Origin of the sequence: Mycobacterium sp. NPDC051804 (genome assembly GCF_044452905.1) — a bacterium.
GTDB lineage: Bacteria > Actinomycetota > Actinomycetes > Mycobacteriales > Mycobacteriaceae > Mycobacterium.
In genome coordinates, this window is sequence record NZ_JBITCD010000002.1 from 471,782 (window position 1) to 491,470 (window position 19,689).

Genomic DNA, 19,689 nt, shown 5'->3' on the forward strand with positions numbered 1-19,689 from the left:
GCAGCCTAAACGTCGAAGGTGGCCTTGGCGTCAGCCAGTACCTGAGCAGGGTGTTCGACGAATCGCTGCGCCCAGGCCAGCGCCGCGTCGTACACGCCGTCGGGGGCGACCATCTCGTCGATCAGGCCCAGTGCCAGCGCCTCCTTGGCGTCGAGGAACCGCCCGCTGAACACCATGTCCTTCGCCCTGGACAGTCCGACCGTGCGGGCCAGCCGCGACGTGCCACCCGCGGGCACCAGCCCGGCCAGGATCTCGGTGACCCCGAACCTGACGTTGTCGCCGGCCACGCGCCAGTCGGCGGCCAGCGACAGGTTCAGCCCGCCGCCCAGTGCATACCCCGTGATCGCGGCGACGGTGGGCCTGGGAATCGCGGCGAGCGCGTCGACCGCGCCGTGGCATACCCGGACCGCCTCCGCAGCTTCGGCGCTGTTGAGCAGCGACCGCTCGGGGACGTCGTCGCCGGCGGAGAAGATCTCGTGCCCACCGAAGAGGATGACGGCGCGGACGTCGTCGCGGCCGCCGATGTCCGCCGCGGCCGCTTCGAGCTCCCGGTACACCTGACGGGTGAGCGCGTTGGTCGGCGGCCGCGATAGCAGCAGCGTCGCGATGCCCGGGTGCTCCTCGCTGGTGTGGACGGATACGAACTCGTTCATGCCAGCGGTGCGTCCTTGGTGTAGCCGTCGGGCGCGCGGCGGTTGCGCGCGGCGTTGTACCGGTCGCTGTTGAAGAACTCGATCTCCCAGTTGCCTGTGTTCGTGTCCGCGGCGAGATGCGGCTCGACCGGCACGACCTTGCGCTCCACGGCAAGCACTTCGGCGACCGTGCGCCCGTTGAGCGAATCCAGTTGCGTCCACGTGGGCGGGAGCAGGAACGACTTGCCTTCGGCGAACTCGTCGAGACCCGCCTGCGGCGTGCTCCAGAACGCGCGGTCGGTTTCGGTGTTCTCACCGTCAGCACGCTGGCCTTCCGGCAACGCACCCACGAAGAAAAAGGTGTCGTAGCGACGGGTGCGCTCCTCCTTGGGCGTCACCCAATTCGCCCACGGCCGAAGCAGATCCGCGCGCAGCACCAGGTTCTCACGGCGCAGGAAGTCGGCGAACGACAGCGAATGATTCGCCAAGGCCTCCCGCGCCTCGCCGTATACCGACGCGTCGTCGACGATGCCGTCGGGATCACCGGCAGGTCCGGCGAACAGCACGCCGGACTCTTCGAAAGTCTCCCGCGCCGCGGCACACACCAGCGCCTCGGCCAGCCCGGGGTCGACGCCGAGACGTTCGGCCCACCAAGCGGGTTCAGGCCCGTACCAGGCGATATCGGCGTTGCGATCGCGGTCGTCGACGCCGCCGCCGGGGAACACCATCACGCCGGCGACGAAGTCCATCGCCGAGTGCCGCCGCATCAGGAACACTTCAATCTCCGGGGCGAGCCCTGCGCGGTTGTCGCGAATCAGCATCACCGTCGCGGCCGGTCTCGGGACTAGCGGATCTTCGGTCATGCTCTCCTCCTGTGCGCCGCGCGGCTTCGTGCCCGACGCGCGAAGTAGCGTCCGTCGGTGTTTTCGAGAACGATCGACTGACCGAACGCCGTTGACAGGTTCTCGGCGGTCAGTACGTCGGGAAGCAAGCCGGAGTCGACGACCTTGCCCTCCGACAGGATCAGACCGTGGGAGAAGCCGCGCGGGATCTCCTCGACGTGGTGGGTGACCAGCACCAGCGCGGGCGAATCCGGGTCGAGAGCCAGATCCTCCAGCCGTGCCAGCAAGTCCTCGCGGCCGCCGAGGTCGAGGCCCGCCGCGGGCTCGTCGAGCAGTAGCAATTCGGGGTCGGTCATCATCGACCGTGCGATGAGCACGCGTTTACGCTCGCCCTCGGACAGGGTGCCGTAGGTGCGTTCGGCGAGATGCTCGGCGCCGACACTCTCGAGCATGTCGATCGCCTGCTCGTAGTCGACGTCCTCGTAACGCTCCCGCCAACGACCCATCACCGAATATCCGGCCGATACGACGAGGTCGCGAACGACCTCGCCGTCGGGCACCCGCTGCGATAGCGCCGAACTGCTCAGCCCGACGCGGGAGCGTAGTTCTGCCATGTCGGTCCTGCCGAGGCGCTCGCCGAGGACCAGCGCCGTACCCGATGATGGATGCTCCATCGCGGCGGCAATGCGAAGCAGCGATGTCTTGCCTGCACCGTTCGGGCCGATGACGACCCAGCGTTCATCGAGTTCGACCGCCCAGGTGATGGGTCCGACGAGAGTTTGGCCGCCACGGCGCAGTGACACCTTGGCGAAGTCGATCAGCAGGTCGGGGTCGGCTGTATCTCCTTCGGCGACTGGCACCTGCCCATCGTAATGAAGCGATTTCGGCGTGCTCGGTCGCGCTCACCGTGACTGTGCACGCCCAAATCGCTGGCCTCGGCGACTGATGACCAACCGCTGACGGCGAGCACGCGCTTCGGGGTGATACGCACGAAGAATTGGACCAGCGGACCGATGCCGAACGCGTAGAGCACGGTGCCGACGCCGACAGTGCCGCCGAGCAGCCACCCGATTGCCAGCACGGTCGCCTCGATCGACGTGCGGACCAGGCGCACCGACAGTCCCGTCCGCACCACCAGTCCGGTCATCAGGCCGTCGCGAGGTCCCGGACCGAGACCGGCCCCCACGTAGAGCACCGTGCTGAACGCGTTGAGCACCACAGCGCCGACCATCATCGCGATGCGCGCCGCCATCGACGTCGGTGTCTGCATCAGCAGCAGACCCAGGTCGACCGTGATCGCGATGACGATGACGTTGGCGATCGTGCCGATGCCGGGCCGGTTCCGCAGCGGAATCCAGGCCAGCAGCACGGCGACGCCGACCACCGCCGACGCGACGCCGATCGTCATGCCGGTGTGCCGGGCCAGACCCTGATGGAACACGTCCCAAGGGTCGAGTCCCAGCTCGGAGCGAACCATCATCGCCATCGAGAGGCCGTAACCCGCCAGCCCGACCAGCAGCGCAGTACCGCGAAGCGACCCTCGCAGCAGCGTTCCCGTCACGAGTGGTGCGGGAAGCGCATGCGGATGAGCTCCACTTCGCGCGCCATGCGCTCGGCATCGCGATCGAAGAAGTCGACGCATCCGGCCGGCGACTGCCAGCTAAACACTCTCGCCAAATCGCGGCCCAGTTTTGATATCCAATTCGTCCTCACGGGTCGATAGTCCGACCAACTGGCTTGCTCATCAATAGCCAGTTGGCGCATACTGGCTTGCAAATGACAGTGGAAATGGCCGCACGAGCGCTGAATGTGGACCTTTTGGCCCGCGAACTGGGCAATTGGCGCACGTCCAGTCAAAGTGGACCTGCGTATCAGGGGCTGGCGGACGCGATCCGCCTGCTGATCATCGACGGTCGTGTACCGGTCGGCGCACGGCTGCCCAGTGAGCGCACGCTCGCCGACGTGCTGCGGGTCTCGCGCACGACGGTCACCGCCGCGTTCACGCAGCTACGTGAAGACGGCTATCTCAACGCGCGCCGCGGAGCCCGCAGCACGACGGCGCTGCCGGTGGCGCCCGCGGTTCGGACCGATGCCACGCCGCCCACTCTGAGCCTGGCTGCGGCCGCCCTGTCAGCTCCCGCAGCCGCCGTGATGGAGGCGTTCGTCGAGGCCACCCGCGACGTCACTCCGTATCTGCACGAACCCGGTCATGAACTCGTGGGGGTGAGCACGCTGCGTCAGGCCATCGCCGAAAGATATTGCGAGCGTGGACTTCCCACTGACCCCGAAGAAATCTTGGTGACGACGGGAGCGCTACACGCGATCTCGTTGATCCTGACGACGTATGTACAGCCGGGCGATCGCGTGCTCGTGGAGCAGCCCACGTATCACGGCGCATTGTCCGCGATCACCACCGCGGGAGCGCGACCGGTCCCGGTGGCGATGACCGAGGCCGGCTGGGAACTCGACGCCGTGCAGGCCGCGGTCCACCAGCTCGCGCCGAATCTCGCGTACTTCATCCCGGACAACCAGAACCCCACAGGTCTGACCATGGCCGCGGACGACCGGAAACGCTTGGCGCGCATCATCGCCGAGACGCGCACGCGCACCATCGTCGACGAGACGATCCTCGACATGTGGCTCGACGAACCGATGCCAACTCCCCTGGCGGCCTTCATGACGACGCGACGCGACCTCGTGATGACGGTCGGTTCGATGTCGAAGTCGTTCTGGGGCGGATTGCGCGTGGGCTGGATCCGCGCCGAACGTGCCACCATCGCGACGATCGCCGCACTGCGGCCGTCGATCGATATGGGCACCCCGGTGCTCGAACAGTTCGCCGCGGCAAGGCTTCTCGATTCCCGCGACGACATCCTGCCCGAACGCCGCGAGATTCTGCGGACCCGTCGCGCCCTGCTGCAGTCGCTGCTGAGTCGCCACTTGCCCGACTGGGAGCCCGGCACGGGTGTCGGCGGTATGTCCCTGTGGGTGCGACTGCCTGCACCGATGAGCACCGCACTGTCGGCGGCCGCCTCGCGGTTGGGCCTCGATCTGCCCGCGGGGCCGCGCTTCGGCGTCGACGGGACGCTGGAACGATTTGTTCGGATCCCCTATGCGCTACCCGAAGAACAGCTCACCGAAGCGATCGAATTGCTTGCGCGAGCGTGGCACAGCATCACAGGCTCAGCAGCACCGGAGCCGACGACCGTCGTCGTCTAGTTTCCGCGAGCAGACGCGTACACCCCCTATTCCGGTCCTAAATGGGGGTTTTCGCGTCTGCTCGCGGGGTTTTAGTCGGGGATTTCGACGCGGCGCATCAAACCGTCGCGTGCATCGGCAGCTTCGATCTCCCCGCGGGTGATGCCCAGGATGAACAGCACGGTGTCCAGATACGGGTGGCTGATCGATGCGTCGGCGACTTCGCGTAACGCCGGCTTCGCGTTGAACGCCACGCCCAGACCCGCGGCAGTGAGCATGTCGATGTCGTTGGCGCCGTCGCCGACGGCCACCGTCTGCTCCATCGGCACCCCAGCCTGATGCGCAAAGTCGCGCAGCGCCTTTGCTTTTCCGGGCCGGTCGATGACCTGCCCGATCACGCGGCCGGTCAACTTTCCGTCGACGATCTCGAGCTCGTTGGCCGCCACGAAGTCCATCTCGAGCTCGTGTGCCAATGGTTCGATGACCTGACGAAAGCCCCCGGAGACAATTCCGCAGTGAAACCCCAAGCGCCGCAACGTCCGCAGTGTGGTGCGTGCGCCAGGTGTCAGCTCGATCTGCTCGCCCACCTCTTCCAGCACGTTGGCGGGCAGGCCGGCGAGCGTCGCGACGCGGCGGTTCAACGACTCGGTGAAGTCCAGCTCACCGCGCATGGCCGCCTCGGTGATCTCGGCGACCGCCGCGTGCGCGCCGACCCGGTGGGCGAGCATCTCGATGACCTCACCCTGGATCAACGTCGAGTCGACGTCAAAGACGATGAGCCGCTTGGCCCGTCGTGACAGGCTGTAGTCCTCGAGTGCGATGTCGACGCCCTCGTCGACCGCGACCCGTGCCATCGCGGCCTGCAGTTGTTCGTAAGCGCTGCCCTGCGGCACCGACACCCGTAGCTCCAGACCGGTGACCGGATAGTCGGAGACCCCGCGGATGAAATCGATGTTGACGTTCAGCGCCGCGACTTCGTGCGCGACGACGCCGAACGCTTCGGCGCTGATCGGACGTCCGAGCACGACGATGGTGTGGGTGGAGGGTTCGCGAAGCACGGGCATGTCGTCGCTGGGCTCGATCGTGACGTCCAGGCCGAAGTCCTGAATGGCTGAGCGCACCTCGCTACGCAACTCAGCTCCGCCGGTGATCTGCTGAGCAGCAGCGACCAGCACTCCTAGAGTGAGTCGGCCCCGAATGACGACCTGTTCGACGTTCAGCAGCTCGACCTTGTGCCGAGACAGCACCTCGAACAACGCCGACGTCACGCCGGGCTGATCAGGTCCGGTGACGGTGATCAACAGCGACGAGCGAGCACGTGGGGAGCCGATGGGTGACGTCACCTTTGGATCTTCACCCCCAGTTGCCCTGAAGCCCCGTCAGGTGCGGACGTTCTCGTCGTCCAGTCGCGTCACATCGCCGTCTGACGGCCCGTGTGCGCGACCCACGTGCGCCTCGGCACGCATCCGATCCACCATGTGCGGGTAGTGCAGCTCGAATGCGGGCCGCTCCGAACGAATCCGGGGAAGCTCGGTGAAGTTGTGCCGCGGCGGCGGGCAACTGGTGGCCCATTCCAGCGAGTTGCCGTAGCCCCACGGATCGTCGACCGTGACGGGCTCGCCGTAGCGCCAGCTCTTGAACACGTTCCACACGAACGGAATCGTCGAGATGCCGAGGATGAAGGCACCGATGGTCGACACGACGTTCAGCGTGGTGAAGCCGTCGGACGGCAGGTAGTCCGCGTAACGGCGCGGCATGCCCTCGTCACCCACCCAGTGCTGCACCAGGAACGTGGTGTGGAAGCCGATGAACGTCAGCCAGAAGTGCAGCTTGCCCAACCGCTCGTCGAGCAGGCGACCCGTCATCTTCGGGAACCAGAAGTAAATGCCCGCATAGGTCGCGAACACGATCGTGCCGAAGAGCACGTAATGGAAGTGCGCGACGACGAAGTACGAGTCGGTGACGTGGAAGTCCAGCGGCGGGCTGGCCAGCAACACGCCCGATAGGCCGCCGAGGAGGAAGGTGACGAGGAAGCCCACCGAGAAGAGCATCGGTGTTTCGAATGTCAACTGCCCCTTCCACATCGTGCCTATCCAGTTGAAGAATTTGATACCGGTTGGCACCGCGATGAGGAACGTCATGAAGCTGAAGAAGGGCAGCAGGACCGCGCCGGTGGCGTACATGTGGTGCGCCCACACGGCCACGGACAGCGCCGCGATCGACAGCGTGGCGTAGATCAGGGTGGTGTAACCGAACACCGGCTTGCGGCTGAAGACCGGGAAGATCTCGGTCACGATGCCGAAGAACGGTAGCGCGATGATGTACACCTCGGGGTGGCCGAAGAACCAGAACAAGTGCTGCCACAACAACACTCCGCCGTTGGCCGGATCGTAGACGTGGGCGCCGAGGTGGCGGTCGGCGGCGAGGCCGAACAGTGCCGCGGTCAGGATCGGGAACGCGATCAGCACGAGGATCGACGTCACGAGGATGTTCCAGGTGAAGATAGGCATCCGGAACATGGTCATGCCGGGTGCGCGCATGCAGACCACGGTGGTGATCATGTTGACGCCACCGAGGATGGTGCCGAGACCGCCGACGGCCAGACCCATGATCCACAGGTCACCGCCCGCGCCGGGCGAGTGGATCGCGTCGGTCAGCGGTGAGTAGGCCGTCCAGCCGAAGTCGGCGGCACCGCCGGGTGTGATGAAGCCGGCGATCGCAATCAGGGCACCGAACAGGAACAGCCAGAACGAGAACGCGTTGAGGCGCGGGAACGCCACGTCAGGCGCGCCAATCTGCAGCGGAAGCACCAGGTTGGCGAAGCCGAACACGATCGGGGTCGCGTAAAACAGCAGCATCACCGTGCCGTGCATGGTGAACAGCTGGTTGAACTGCTCATTCGAGAGGAACTGCAGCCCGGGCATCGCCAGCTCGGTGCGCATGAACAGCGCCATCAGCCCGCCGATGAAGAAGAAGATGAAGCAGGCAACGCAGTACATGATGCCGATCAGCTTGTGATCGGTGGTGGTGATCAGCTTGTAGACCAGGTTGCCCTTGGGGCCGAGCCGGGCCGGGAACGGACGGCGAGCCTCGAGTTCTCCGATTGGGGGCGCTTCGGCTACCAACAGATCCTCCAAACATCCAGTCGGGAATTCCCGGCGGTCTTCACTGATGAATCCTAGCTCCCGGTGTACCCGGAAGTCGTGGTGGTCCTACAAACTGTCGTAAATGATTCACGACGCGGGCTGACCTGCGTCGAACTGGTCGGATGTTACCGTCGGCGGCGTGCTGATCAGCGGACCCCGCGCCGGCCTGGCGGCCTCGTCGGCGGCGATCGCGACCGCGCTCACCATCACCGTGGTCAGCGGGTGCGGATCGCTGGGCGGCGACACCGTCCCCACGGCGGGTCAGGAGTCCGTCGTGACGAGCACCACGCGGATCGCCAGCGCCGGCGTACTGGGTAATCAGCGCAGGCCAGACGAGTCTTGTGCACCCGAACCCACCCCCGTCGACCCCGGCCCGCCGGATCGCCGGGTCCGTCATGCGGCAGGTGAAACCGACGTGCGAGCGGATCCGCAGCGCATCGTGGTGCTGTCCGGCGACCAGCTCGACACGCTGTGTGCCCTCGGTCTGCAGTCGCGCATCGTGGCCGCCGCGCTGCCGGACGGCTCAAGCAGCCAACCGTCATATATGGGTCAGGTAATCCACGACGTGCCGGGTGCAGGTTCTCGCAGCACACCCGATATCGAGGTGATCAAGGCGGCGACCCCGGACCTGATTCTCGGCTCGCAGGCGCTGACGCCCGACGATTTCGGCGAGCTGTCGGCGATCGCGCCCACCGTGTTCAGCGGCCCGCCCGGTAGCGCGTGGCAGGACAACATGCGAACGGTCGGCGAGGCGACCGGTCGCCTCGACGCGGTGAACGGAATGATCGACGGCTTCGAGCGCGCCGCCGACAAGACCGGCGCCGAAAACGATGCCACCCATTTTCAGGCTTCGATCGTCGAGTTCACCGAGACCACGGCGCGGATCTACGGTATCGACAACTTCCCGGGCAACGTACTGGGCGCCGTCGGCGTCGATCGTCCTGCGGCACAACGCTTTAAAGACAAGCCGTATATCGAGATCGGTATCACCGACGCCGACCTGAACAACTCACCCGATTTCTCGGCGGCCGACGGCGACATCGTCTACCTCTCGTTCGACTCCCCCGCCGCCAAAGACCGTGCGCCCCGCATCATGGAAAGTGACCCATGGCGGAAGCTGTCGGCCAACCGCGACAATCGAATTTTCGCTGTCAACAACGAGGTGTGGCAGACCGGCGAGGGCATCGTCGCCGCCCGCGGGATACTGGCAGACCTCCCGTGGATCAACGCTCCGATCAACTAGCGTGGCGCAGATGTTCCACATCTTGAAATCCACCTACCTGCAACCGCCCGACGTCGTCAACGAGACCAGGCCCGCCCATCTGGAGTGGCTGAAGGACGAAGTCGCCGCGGGCCGCATCGTGCTGGCGGGGCGCCTGGAGGACGAGACCGGGGCCATCCTGATCACGGGCGACCTCAGCGCGGACGAGGCGCAGTCCATCGTCGACCGCGATCCCTACACGGCGGCTGACGTGGCCCGTTATGAGCAACAGGCGTTCAACGGGGCCTTCCGGGCACCAGGACTTTAGGAACTAAGTCACAGTTTCAGGGGGAAGATCGGGCTCCATCCATCCGTTGGGCAAGAGGTAGGCCGCAGTGTCGCGGCGAATTTTCTCTTGTGATTACCCGAGGTGGAAGGCCGTTTTGATGACCACTGTTTCCGCATATGCCGCCACATCGGCGACCGAGCCGTTGACCGAAACCACCATTACCCGTCGTGACGTCGGGCCACATGACGTCGCATTCGACATTCATTTCGCGGGCATCTGTCACTCCGATATTCACACGGTGAAAGCCGAGTGGGGCGAGCCGAACTATCCGTTGGTACCCGGGCATGAGATCGCCGGCATCGTCACCGAGGTCGGTCCGGACGTCACCAAGTTCAAGGTCGGCGACCGGGTTGGCGTGGGCTGCTTCGTCGACAGTTGCCGCGAATGCGCCCAGTGTCGAGCGGGTGAAGAGCAGTACTGCACCAACCCAGGAATGGTCGGCACGTACAACGGCGTGGGCCGCGACGGTGAGCCGACTCAGGGCGGCTACAGCGGCGCGATCGTCGTCGACGAAAACTATGTGTTGAGCATCCCGGACAGCGTGCCGCTGGACGCCGCCGCACCGCTGTTGTGCGCGGGCATCACGCTGTATTCGCCTCTGCGCCACTGGAATGCGGGTCCCGGCAAGAGCGTGGCCGTGATCGGACTCGGCGGCCTCGGCCACATGGGCGTCAAGCTCGCGCATGCGATGGGCGCGAAGGTGACCGTGCTGAGCCAGTCGCTGAAGAAGATGGAGGACGGCCTGCGGCTTGGCGCCGATGAGTACTACGCCACCTCCGATCCCGGGACCTTCGAGACGCTCGCCGGCTCGTTCGACCTCATCTTGAACACCGTCTCGGCCAACCTCGATCTGGATGCGTATCTCAAGTTGTTGAAGCTTGACGGCACGCTGGTCGAGCTCGGGATGCCCGAGCGCCCCATGACAGTGACCGCGCCGTCGCTGGTCTTCGGACGACGCAGCCTGGCCGGTTCGTTGATCGGCGGTATTGCCCAAACCCAGGAGATGCTGGACTTCTGCGCCGAGCATGATGTGCGGCCCGAAATCGAGATCATCAAACCGGATTACATCAACGAGGCGTATCAGCGAGTGCTGGCCAGCGACGTGCGCTACCGGTTCGTGATCGATACCGAGTCGCTGCGCAACTAAGCGTCCAACCTGCGGACAGATCGCGATTTCTGGCATACGGGCGATCTATCCGCAGTTTCGGTGCGAGGACGACGTAACGCACGCCACGGGCCGCGCGAAAAACATTTATGAAGTCCAGGCCTCTTGCGATACCTCCATGCGTTTTCCACTTGGCGGCGGCCGTCCTGCTCGCCGCGATCCTCGTAGTGACCCCAGCAGCATTTCCCTCAACCTCAGCGCCGCTGATCCCGACGGCGTCGGCGCAGTGCCCCGATGTCGAGGTGGCCTTCGCCCGCGGCCGCCAGGAACCACCCGGCGTGGGCGCGGTCGGCGACGTTTTCGTGAATGCGCTGCGCTCAAAGACGCCGTTGTCGATCGGCGTGTATGGAGTCAACTACGTCGCCGACACCGACGCCGCGGCCGGCGCCACCGATATGCGCATGCGCGTTCAATCGATGGCGAAAACCTGCCCGAATACCCGCATGGTGCTCGGCGGCTACTCCCTGGGTGCGACGGCGGCCGACCTCATGACGAGGGCGAACAGGCTGTCGTCGAGTGAGAGGCAGCATGTCGCAGCGGTCGTGATGTTCGGCAACGGCGGTAAGCGACTCGGTCCGGCCCCGGCCTACGCCGACAGGACGATCGACCAGTGCGCGGACGGCGACCCCATCTGTGGGCGAGGCTTCAATTGGGATTCGCACCTACAGCCGTCGTACATCGGTTCTGGACTTGTGGATCAGGCCGCAGGTTACGTCGCGGGCATGCTTTAGAAGTCCCAGTCCTTGTTCTCGGTGACGACAGAAGGGCTCGGCTAGCGCCGGAATTGCGGTCACCACTGAATGAACCCTGCTCAAAAGAACTGACCGTCTCGGACTATCCAGATCAGATTCCGCCTACCCTGTGCAAAGGCGAAGTGCTTCCGCCGTGGGGGTAGGCCATGACGCATAAATGCGCAACATCGTTGGCGACTGTGGTGGCCACCGTGGGCATCGCACTGATGGCTGCTATGCCCGTCGCACCAATTGCGTCAGCCGACCCACAAGGCTGTGTGCCGCAGAACGACGGCGACGGGCAGATCTGTAATGACGATGGCTCAGTCGTCACAATTCACGAGTTTTGCGATCCAAAACCATGCCCGAAAACGCCAACCCGCGAGCCCGAGTAGCACCCGGGGGGTTCTGGTGACGGTGCGCCGAACTGCCCTTCTTGCAGCCGCGGCGGCTGCGGTATCAATTAGTCTGCCGCAGATCGCGTCCGCCGACACCATCGACGAAATGGTCGAGAACACCGGCGCACTGGAAAGCCCGTTCTGGAGTCGGTTGCACGAGAACGGCTTCGGCTACCTCAATGCGCAGCGGGTGAGTAATGACGGCAAGATCGCTTGTGTCAACCGGCAAGCGGGCGTCCCCCCGGATCAGGTTGCGCTACTGCTGCGATCACGTGACTACACGGACGCCGAGGCGTGGGAGATTGTTCAGGCGGAGATGTCGTCGAGCACCTCAGTTCATTCCGTCTGTTGACGGTAACTGACCCTGGTAGCGATAGCCCGCCTTGGCATGCCCGTCTCCAACAATCGTTCAGTCAATCTGCTGAGGTGTCCCGACGGGCGCGGCGACGGGATTTTTGATCTCGACGCGGTACGCCTCGCCGCGGACCACCAGATCGCCAAAGTTCTTGTGCTGTAGAGAACTTCGAAGTCGATCACGCGCACTGGCGGTATGGCCGGAAACGAGCCTGACTAGCAATTAGGCACCCAATTGGTGACTTGCGCTGCGCCCACATGCTTACCGGACGGATAGGAAAACCTTCCCTGTCGGCAAGCGGAGTCTGGCATCTCGGCGATTACGAAATCACTCGCCAAACCTCACCATTTCAGCAATGCCCAACGTCAGCCAGCTCACCTAACTCGATCGGAAACACAGACCGTGACCAACACAGACACACTCCTCGTGTTCGACGAGACCGTCAGCCCCGCCGGCGTCGACGGATGGATACGGCACCTGGAGGCCGCTGGCGCGTTAACCGAGATGCACCGGCTGGGAGAGACTCTCATCCTTTCGGTATCCGATGCCCCCACGGCTGTTCCGGCGCTTCCGGCACCCACCCACCAAATCCAAAAGCACAAGGATGTCTTCTTGGGGCGCAGAGAACTTCGCCCTAACGGCACCGTGGTCTCCTTCGGACCGACCACGATCGGCGACGGTTCCGTCGCGGTGATCGCAGGACCTTGTGCAGTGGAGTCGGCGGAGCAGACGTTCGCCACTGCCGCCGCCGTCGCCGAACACGGTGCGGTCGGCCTTCGCGGTGGCATTTTCAAGCCCCGCACCTCGCCGCATTCCTTCCAGGGCTTGCAGTGGGACGGTCTTGACCTACTGGCCGAGGCCAGGGAGCGAACCGGTCTGCCCGTCGTCACCGAGGTGATCGACGCGGAGCACGTCAAGCGGCTCGCCTCGGTGGTCGACGCGCTCCAGATCGGCGCCAGGAACATGCAGAACTTTGCCCTGCTGACGGCGGCCGGCCAGAGCGGCCTTCCGGTGGTACTCAAGCGCGGCTTCGGGTGCACCGTGGATGAGACCATCGCCGCGGCCGAATATCTGCTGCTCGAGGGCAACGACCAGGTTGTGCTGTGCGAGCGGGGGATCCGCACCTTCGAGCCGTCGGCGCGCTTCACGCTCGATCTCAGCGCGGTCGCGCTCTGGAAGCAGCGCACCCACCTACCCGTCATCGTCGACCCCAGCCATTCCGGTGGCCACCCGGAGCTGGTGGAACCGCTGTCGCTCGCCGCGATCGCGGTCGGCGCCGACGCGCTGCTGATCGATGTCCACGTCCAGCCGGAACAGGCGCTGTGCGACGGCGCCCAGGCGATCCGTCCACAACACTTCGCCGACGTGATGAGCCGGCTCGCTCCTCTGGCAGCCGGACTCGGCCGCCACATGAGCGGCGCATAGATCGGGGCCTTCGGTGTTCACTGAAAAGTTGCAGCTGGCGATAGTCGGGCTTGGCCCACGCGGCCTGTCCGTCGCCGAACGCCTCTGCGCCAACGCAGAATCGTTGCTGCCGCGCGGGAGCGAACTCGTCATCCACATCATCGACCCGTATGTGTCCGCTGGCGGCCAGGTCTGGCGTAGCACGCAGAACCAGGTGCTGTTGATGAACACGGTCGCCTGTCAGGTGACCGTCTACGTCGACGACACAGTCGACTGTGCCGGGCCGGTGGTGACCGGACCTAGCCTCTACGAGTGGGCTCGCTCGATCGCCTTGATCGGCAGCCCGTCCGTGCCCGAGCCCATTCGAGCCGAGGCTGTCGCGCTAGGCCCGGACGACTATCCGTCCCGGGCGTTCTATGGCAGCTATCTGCAGTGGGCGCGCGATCGCATGATCTGGACGGCGCCACCGTCTGTCAGCTTCGAGTCGCACGAGGCGACGGCGGTGGACGTTCGTGACACCCCAAATGGTTTGCAGGAAGTCGTACTTGACAGCGGGGAGATCATCGGCGAATTGCAGTCCGTGGTGCTTGCGCTCGGTCACATGCCACATCGACTCGGCGAGCCTGAGACGGCGCTGAGTCAGCTCGCTGACCGGCACGGCCTGCGGTACATCGCACCGAGCAACCCTGCGGATGTCTCGCTGGATGCCATACCCGCCGGCGAACCGGTGATCATGCGTGGCCTCGGGCTCAACTTCTTCGACTACATGGCGCTGTTCACGATCGGCCGCGGCGGCACATTCGTGCGCGGTGCCGACGACACTCTGCGGTACCTTCCCTCAGGGCTGGAACCACGACTGGTTGCGGGATCTCGGCGCGGCGTGCCGCACCACGCCCGCGGCAAGAACCAGAAAGGGTCGTTCGGCCGGCACGAAGCGCGGTACATCACCGCTGAGGTGATCAAGCGGCTACGCGTCAGCGCCGACGCGGGCGCACCCGCGAATTTCCGTCGGGACATCTGGCCGCTGATCGACCAGGAAGTCCGCACGGTGTACTACGAGGCCTTGGTGCGTGAACACCAATGTGATTGTGATGCTGCACAATTCGCTGCACTGTTCACTGCTGCGGGGCCCGCGACGGTACCGCTCTTCGGTGACCCCTTGGCCATTGAGGAGAGCCAAGCCCAGCGCCGCGTCCTTGCGATGTTCGGTATCGATTCCGAAGATGGTTGGGATTGGCGGAGGATCGCGTCGCCGTTCGACGACGACGACCTCGCATCCACCGAGCGGTTCCGCGACTCGTTGCGGTCGTATTTGGACCATGAAGTGCGAGAGGCGGTCAAGGGCAACGTGGCCGGACCGCGTACGGCAGCCCTCGATGTCCTGCGCGACCTGCGCAACGAGATCCGGTTGCTCGTCGACCATGGCGGCCTGTCCGGTGACTCCTACCGGGACGAACTTCAGCGCTGGTACATGCCGTTGAACGCCGCCCTGTCGATCGGTCCGCCTGCCGAACGCATCGAGCAATTCGCCGCTCTCATGGATGCCGGTGTGCTCGAGGTGCTCGGCCCTGACATTCGGGTCGACTGCACAGGCGACGGTTTCGTCGCATACTCCAAAGCTTGCCCGGACCTCACCGTGCGGTCTGCCACGCTGATCGAGGCGCGACTGCCCGAGACCGATGTTCACCGAACGACCGACCCACTGCTGCGCGCGCTGCTGGACCGCGGCGAGTGCCAGCCCTATCGGATGCCGATCCGCGGCGGCGGTCACTACGTCGCCGGTGGAGTCGCGGTCACGCGGCGTCCGTACCGGCTGCTCGACGCCGAGGATCACCCACACCCGCGGCGCTTCGCATTCGGCGTGCCCACCGAGTCGGTGCACTGGGTGACAGCGGCGGGCATCCGCCCGGGCGTCAACTCCGTGATCCTCGGTGACGCGGACGCCATAGCCAGGTCCTGCCTGCACATCGCCGTGGACCGCCGACCGCAGCTCATTGCCGACGACCTGACCGAGAGGTCGGCATGAGTTCCATGGACCACGGAATTCTGGCGCCGGCGTGGGCGGCGACGGGAGCCGCTGACCTCGTCGACGACGACGCACTGCTGACAGCCATGCTCGCCACTGAAGTCGCCCTGGCGGAGGCGCAGGCCGAGTTGGGTGTGATCCCGCCCAGCGCGGCGGCGGCCATCAGGACCGCCGCTGTACCCGCTCGAATCGACCTCGCGGCGGTGGCGGCGGGAGTACGCGAGACTGCCAACCCCGTTGTCGCATTCGTCGGGCAGCTCACCGCAGCGGTCCGCTCCGTCGATGCGTCCGCAGCCGAGTACGTGCACCGTGGCAGCACCAGCCAGGACATCCTCGACACGGCACTGATGTTGCTGTGCGCATCAACGCTTGACCGCATCGCCGTGGACCTGCTGTCGTGTGCCGAAAGCCTTGCCGCACAGGCTAAGCAGCACCGGGACACACCGATGTCCGGGCGCACCCTGACACAGCACGCCGTGCCGGTCACCTTCGGGCTCAAGGCCGCCACCTGGCTGCATCTGGTGCTCGACGCCGTCGAGCGGGTGCGCCGGGCCCGAGCCACACTGCCCGTGTCGCTGGGCGGGGCGGCGGGCACCCTCGCCGCCTACCACCACTACGCACTGGACACGACCGATCCGGTCGCTGCGACGCTGCGTCTGCCTGCCTTGGTGGCCCGCCGCTTAGGCCTGGCCGAGCCGGATCTGCCCTGGCACGGGATCCGCACACCGATGGCCGACGTCGCTGCCAGCCTGATGGTCACCACCGGCGCACTCGGCAAGTTCGCCGCCGACGTTCTCGTGCTCACCCGGACCGAGATCGGGGAGGTCGCCGAGGAACAGGCTCCTGGGCGCGGTGCGTCATCGGCCATGCCGCAGAAGCACAATCCCGTGTACTCGACACTCGTCGCGACGGCTGCCCGGCAGCTGCCACCGATCGCCCTTGTGCTGTTCGGCTCCATGGCCGTCGAAGACGAGCGGTCCTCTGGCGGTTGGCATGCCGAATGGCAACCGCTGCGGGAGTGCCTGCGCATCGGCGCCGGTGCGGCAGCCAACGCCGCTTCCCTCGCGGCGGCACTGCGGATCTCACCCGAGGCGATGGCCGCCAATCTGAAGCTGACCCGTGGCGCCATCGTCTCCGAGCGGGTCAACGTCGTGCTGGCACCGCTGCTCGGTAAGGCCAACGCAAAACGCGTACTGGCGGAGGTGACATCGGCTGCCGAGCGGGATGGCGCCGACCTCGCTGACCTACTCGCCGTTGCGCTCGATGAGCGCGGAGTGGTCTGCCCCGACTTGTCCGGGCTGTTCGACCCGTCCGGCTACATCGGGATGTCCGCTCCGCTGGTCGACCGGGCGCTCGAGCGTCTCGAAAAGCTTCGGCAAGGAGATTCGGAATGAATCATGTTGCCGCGCTGGTGTTCACTCCGCGGCACGTCGAGTCTGGCTGCGAGGCCCAGCCATGACGGTTCGGCGACTGGAGCCCTATGCGGTCACGGTGTTCGCTGAGATGTCGGCGCTGGCCGCACGCGTCGGCGCGGTGAACCTCGGCCAGGGATTCCCCGACGCAGACGGGCCGGCGGCCATGCTCGCGGTCGCCCAGAACGCCATCGCCGACGGCGTCAACCAATACTCGCCCGGGCCCGGCATCGCGTCGCTGCGCGAGGCCATCGCCGCACAGCGGAAGCGCCACTTCGGCACCGACTACGACCCCGAAACCGAGGTGCTGGTCACCGTCGGCGCAACCGAGGCGATCGCCGCCGCGCTACTCGGGCTGGTCGAACCCGGCTCCGAAGTGTTGTTGATCGAGCCGTTCTTCGACTCCTACTCACCCGCCATCGCGATGGCCGGCTGCCACCGGCGGGTTGTACCGCTGGTCCGGGAGGGCCGTGGCTTTCGGATCGACGTCGACGGTCTCCGAAAGGCCGTCACGCCGAAGACCAAGGCAATGATCGTGAACTCGCCGCACAATCCGACCGGCATGGTGGCCTCCGACGATGAACTCAAAGCGCTGGCTCAGCTCGCGGTGGACGCCGACCTGCTGGTGATCGCCGATGAAGTGTACGAGCACCTGGTATTCGACGAGCACCGGCACATGCCGCTGGCCAACTACCCCGGGATGGCCGGCCGCACGGTGACGATCTCCAGCGCGGCCAAGATGTTCAACGTCACCGGTTGGAAGATCGGATGGGCCTGTGGTGCACCAGAACTCATCGCGGGGGTGCGCGCAGCCAAGCAATACCTCTCCTACGTCGGCGGGGCGCCTTTTCAGCCCGCGATAGCCCATGCGCTCAACACCGAGGACGAGTGGGTTCTCGCGGCGCGTGAATCGTTGCAGAAGAAGCGCGACAAGCTGAGCTCCGCCCTGGCAGATGTGGGATTCGAGGTGCACGACAGCTTCGGCACGTATTACGTGTGTGCCGACCCGCGTCCGCTCGGGTACGCCGACAGCACGACATTCTGCGCACAGCTGCCAAAACGCGCAGGCGTGGCGGCGATCCCGGTGTCCGCACTGTGCGACCCGAAGGCCGACCACGCAGAAGCGTGGAATCACTTGGTGCGCTTCGCCTTCTGCAAGCGCGAGGATACCCTCGACGACGCGATCCGCAGGCTGTCGGTGCTTCGCACCTAGACCTTCCACCGCGACCTTCCACCGCGCGACATGGTCACGCACGTACCCGCCCCATGACCAACCTTCGGTCATGGGGCGGTGGTCGTCGCGCCCGACATCATGTCCGTTGCCCGAGATGCTTACCAGACAGATAGGAAATCCTTCCCCTTCGGCAAGCGGAGTCTGGCGTCTTGGCGATTACGAAATCCCCTGCCAAACATCACCATTTTTGTCATGACCAACGTCACAGCATTGCCGAAGAGCGACACCGTCGCGGCGGTCGGCGATCGCGTGAAGAATCCTCGGATCCGCGACGTTGGCGGGATCCGTCTCGCGGACGATCTTGACTCGCTTACCCGCGACGAAATCGAAGCCACGCGGCAACACAATCTGCGAGCCACGCAGGCAGCCGCGCGCCAGTCCACCGCTGTGTGGCGACGCTTCCCGGGGCTGCAGGCCGTTGATACGGTCGCCGATCTTGCGGCGCTGCCCTTTCTCACGTCCGCGGATCTGGCCGCGGATTCCCCACCGCAATCTGCGGACCTCGTCTTCGACGCACGCAACCCCGGGCTCGTATTGCGATCGAGCGGGACCGCCAGCCGCCCGAAAATCCTCTATCACTCGTGGGATTTCACCGATCGTGTGCAACTTCTGGGCGCGCGTGGAATCCGAGCCGCATTGGAGACACCCCCGAACCGGATCGCCAATTGCCTGTTCGCCGGTGACCTGAACGGAGCGTTCCTCTTCGTCCAAGACATCGCGCGGTCACTGCCGGCACTTTCCTTCGCAATGGGCGAATACACCTCGCCTGCCGAAGCCGCTGCGATCATCGAAACGCACGGCATCGATACCTTGGCGGCGTCGCCCGCCTACGGAGCGGAGCTGTTGGCAAGGGGCCTGGACGGACGGCCACTGCCCCTGCAGAACTTCCTCTTCATCGGCGAGTCGCTGGGGGTCGAGCGGGAGCGCATCGTGCGCTCGGCCGCACCGGATGTCACCGTGCGGTCGCTGGCCTATTCGACGTCGGAAACCGGTCCCATCGGCTACCAGTGCCGCCACCAGACGGGTGCCGTGCACCACATCCACGAGGACGCCGTCGTGCTGGAGGTCATCGACGAGGCCGGCCGGCCGGTGCCCCCGGGGACGCCCGGCGAGCTCGTCGTCACGACTCTGACGACGTCAGGGATGGCGCTGTTCCGCTATCGGCTCGGCGATCGCGGTCAGCTGCTGACCGGCGACTGCGCATGCGGCAGTGCCGCCCGATCGGTCGTGCTCCTCGGCCGCATGCCGAACTCCATGACGGTCGACACGATCACGTTCTCCAGTGACCACCTCTTGGCGGCGCTCGCGACGCTCGGCGTATCCAGGCCGACTGACTGCCAGCTTCAGGTCCTGTGGGAGGACCACAAGTACCGGGTGCGCCTGCTGTTGTCGCGGGCGACACCGGAGGGCATCACGACCGACGCGGTCCGCGCAGCCCTGCACGACGCCCATGAGATTAACGAGGTGATCGTGAGCCCGCGGTGCGTGGATTTCGAGGTGCAACAGGCGGACATCGAACAGTTCGCACGCTCGAAGCGGGGGAAGGTCCCAGTCCTTTATCAACAGCACTCAATCGGTGGTTCTAAGGAGCGATGA

At 65.5% G+C, this 19,689-nt stretch carries 18 protein-coding genes; 12 read left to right on the forward strand and 6 right to left on the reverse strand.

The annotated features are described in order from the left end of the window. Nucleotides 1–5: 5 nt before the first annotated feature. Genes ACIA48_RS08035 through ACIA48_RS08050 form a run of 4 tightly spaced genes read right to left on the reverse strand, consistent with a single transcriptional unit; the run spans nt 6 to nt 3,020 of the window. Complete coding sequence (locus ACIA48_RS08035; protein WP_396729487.1) at nt 6–653, reverse strand: enoyl-CoA hydratase; 648 nt, start codon at nt 651–653, stop codon at nt 6–8. Then, nucleotides 650–1,495, reverse strand: a complete 846-nt coding sequence (locus ACIA48_RS08040) for an NUDIX hydrolase (RefSeq protein ID WP_396729490.1) — start codon at nt 1,493–1,495, stop codon at nt 650–652. Before ACIA48_RS08040 ends, ACIA48_RS08035 begins: the two co-directional genes overlap by 4 nt. After that, nucleotides 1,492–2,334 carry an ABC transporter ATP-binding protein gene (locus ACIA48_RS08045; protein ID WP_396729492.1) on the reverse strand — a complete coding sequence of 281 codons (843 nt, stop codon included), beginning with the start codon at nt 2,332–2,334 and terminating at the stop codon, nt 1,492–1,494. Before ACIA48_RS08045 ends, ACIA48_RS08040 begins: the two co-directional genes overlap by 4 nt. Continuing rightward, nucleotides 2,292–3,020, reverse strand: a complete 729-nt coding sequence (locus ACIA48_RS08050) for a YitT family protein (protein ID WP_396730701.1) — start codon at nt 3,018–3,020, stop codon at nt 2,292–2,294. Before ACIA48_RS08050 ends, ACIA48_RS08045 begins: the two co-directional genes overlap by 43 nt. A gap of 230 nt (nt 3,021–3,250) precedes the next feature. On the opposite strand from ACIA48_RS08050, the gene ACIA48_RS08055 reads away from it, so the two are divergent. Further along, nucleotides 3,251–4,693 carry a PLP-dependent aminotransferase family protein gene (locus ACIA48_RS08055; protein ID WP_396729494.1) on the forward strand — a complete coding sequence of 481 codons (1,443 nt, stop codon included), beginning with the start codon at nt 3,251–3,253 and terminating at the stop codon, nt 4,691–4,693. 71 nt (nt 4,694–4,764) lie between these two features. On the opposite strand, the gene serB is transcribed toward ACIA48_RS08055, so the two are convergent. Together serB and ctaD are read right to left on the reverse strand one after the other, a co-directional pair. Continuing rightward, complete coding sequence (gene serB, locus ACIA48_RS08060) at nt 4,765–6,003, reverse strand: phosphoserine phosphatase SerB (protein WP_396730702.1); 1,239 nt, start codon at nt 6,001–6,003, stop codon at nt 4,765–4,767. A 48-nt stretch (nt 6,004–6,051) separates the two neighbouring features. Further along, nucleotides 6,052–7,797 carry a cytochrome c oxidase subunit I gene (gene ctaD / locus ACIA48_RS08065; RefSeq protein ID WP_396730703.1) on the reverse strand — a complete coding sequence of 582 codons (1,746 nt, stop codon included), beginning with the start codon at nt 7,795–7,797 and terminating at the stop codon, nt 6,052–6,054. Between the two features lie 160 nt (nt 7,798–7,957). Here ctaD and ACIA48_RS08070 point away from each other — a divergent pair, with 160 nt between their 5' ends. The 11 genes from ACIA48_RS08070 (at nt 7,958) to ACIA48_RS08120 (ending at nt 19,689) form a co-directional block, all read left to right on the forward strand. Then, a complete protein-coding gene (locus ACIA48_RS08070) occupies nt 7,958–9,061 on the forward strand; it encodes an iron-siderophore ABC transporter substrate-binding protein (protein WP_396729497.1) in 1,104 nt (367 codons plus the stop codon). A 10-nt stretch (nt 9,062–9,071) separates the two neighbouring features. After that, nucleotides 9,072–9,347, forward strand: a complete 276-nt coding sequence (locus tag ACIA48_RS08075) for a YciI family protein (RefSeq protein WP_396729499.1) — start codon at nt 9,072–9,074, stop codon at nt 9,345–9,347. A 118-nt stretch (nt 9,348–9,465) separates the two neighbouring features. Then, nucleotides 9,466–10,515, forward strand: a complete 1,050-nt coding sequence (locus tag ACIA48_RS08080) for an NAD(P)-dependent alcohol dehydrogenase (RefSeq protein WP_396729502.1) — start codon at nt 9,466–9,468, stop codon at nt 10,513–10,515. A gap of 107 nt (nt 10,516–10,622) precedes the next feature. Continuing rightward, nucleotides 10,623–11,264 (forward strand): cutinase family protein, encoded by a 642-nt coding sequence (locus ACIA48_RS08085; RefSeq protein WP_396729504.1) that lies wholly within the window; start codon nt 10,623–10,625, stop codon nt 11,262–11,264. Nucleotides 11,265–11,576: 312 nt separating this feature from the next. Then, on the forward strand, nt 11,577–12,014 hold the full coding sequence (locus ACIA48_RS08090) for a DUF732 domain-containing protein (RefSeq protein ID WP_396729507.1): 438 nt from the start codon (nt 11,577–11,579) through the stop codon (nt 12,012–12,014). Nucleotides 12,015–12,050: 36 nt separating this feature from the next. Then, nucleotides 12,051–12,179: a hypothetical protein gene (locus ACIA48_RS08095; protein ID WP_396729509.1), complete on the forward strand. Its 129-nt coding sequence runs from the start codon at nt 12,051–12,053 to the stop codon at nt 12,177–12,179. Nucleotides 12,180–12,419: 240 nt separating this feature from the next. Further along, nucleotides 12,420–13,442 carry a 3-deoxy-7-phosphoheptulonate synthase gene (gene aroF / locus ACIA48_RS08100; protein ID WP_396729511.1) on the forward strand — a complete coding sequence of 341 codons (1,023 nt, stop codon included), beginning with the start codon at nt 12,420–12,422 and terminating at the stop codon, nt 13,440–13,442. A 13-nt stretch (nt 13,443–13,455) separates the two neighbouring features. Continuing rightward, nucleotides 13,456–15,447: an FAD/NAD(P)-binding protein gene (locus ACIA48_RS08105; protein ID WP_396729513.1), complete on the forward strand. Its 1,992-nt coding sequence runs from the start codon at nt 13,456–13,458 to the stop codon at nt 15,445–15,447. Further along, nucleotides 15,444–16,841 carry an adenylosuccinate lyase family protein gene (locus ACIA48_RS08110; RefSeq protein ID WP_396729515.1) on the forward strand — a complete coding sequence of 466 codons (1,398 nt, stop codon included), beginning with the start codon at nt 15,444–15,446 and terminating at the stop codon, nt 16,839–16,841. Before ACIA48_RS08105 ends, ACIA48_RS08110 begins: the two co-directional genes overlap by 4 nt. Nucleotides 16,842–16,902: 61 nt before the next feature. Continuing rightward, entirely contained in the window at nt 16,903–18,072 is a 1,170-nt protein-coding gene (locus ACIA48_RS08115; RefSeq protein WP_396729518.1) for a pyridoxal phosphate-dependent aminotransferase, read from the forward strand. 213 nt (nt 18,073–18,285) lie between these two features. Then, on the forward strand, nt 18,286–19,689 hold the full coding sequence (locus tag ACIA48_RS08120; RefSeq protein ID WP_396729520.1) for a phenylacetate--CoA ligase family protein: 1,404 nt from the start codon (nt 18,286–18,288) through the stop codon (nt 19,687–19,689).

What these genes read in the sequence shown, in the direction of transcription:
- ACIA48_RS08035 (WP_396729487.1), bottom strand. Translation starts at nt 653, where the DNA reads ATGAACGAGTTCGTATCCGTCCACACCAGCGAGGAGCACCCGGGCATC.
- ACIA48_RS08040 (WP_396729490.1), bottom strand. Translation starts at nt 1,495, where the DNA reads ATGACCGAAGATCCGCTAGTCCCGAGACCGGCCGCGACGGTGATGCTG.
- ACIA48_RS08055 (WP_396729494.1), top strand. Translation starts at nt 3,251, where the DNA reads ATGACAGTGGAAATGGCCGCACGAGCGCTGAATGTGGACCTTTTGGCC.
- ACIA48_RS08075 (WP_396729499.1), top strand. Translation starts at nt 9,072, where the DNA reads ATGTTCCACATCTTGAAATCCACCTACCTGCAACCGCCCGACGTCGTC.
- ACIA48_RS08080 (WP_396729502.1), top strand. Translation starts at nt 9,466, where the DNA reads ATGACCACTGTTTCCGCATATGCCGCCACATCGGCGACCGAGCCGTTG.
- ACIA48_RS08085 (WP_396729504.1), top strand. Translation starts at nt 10,623, where the DNA reads ATGAAGTCCAGGCCTCTTGCGATACCTCCATGCGTTTTCCACTTGGCG.
- ACIA48_RS08090 (WP_396729507.1), top strand. Translation starts at nt 11,577, where the DNA reads ATGACGATGGCTCAGTCGTCACAATTCACGAGTTTTGCGATCCAAAAC.
- ACIA48_RS08095 (WP_396729509.1), top strand. Translation starts at nt 12,051, where the DNA reads ATGCCCGTCTCCAACAATCGTTCAGTCAATCTGCTGAGGTGTCCCGAC.
- ACIA48_RS08110 (WP_396729515.1), top strand. Translation starts at nt 15,444, where the DNA reads ATGAGTTCCATGGACCACGGAATTCTGGCGCCGGCGTGGGCGGCGACG.
- ACIA48_RS08115 (WP_396729518.1), top strand. Translation starts at nt 16,903, where the DNA reads ATGACGGTTCGGCGACTGGAGCCCTATGCGGTCACGGTGTTCGCTGAG.
- ACIA48_RS08120 (WP_396729520.1), top strand. Translation starts at nt 18,286, where the DNA reads ATGACCAACGTCACAGCATTGCCGAAGAGCGACACCGTCGCGGCGGTC.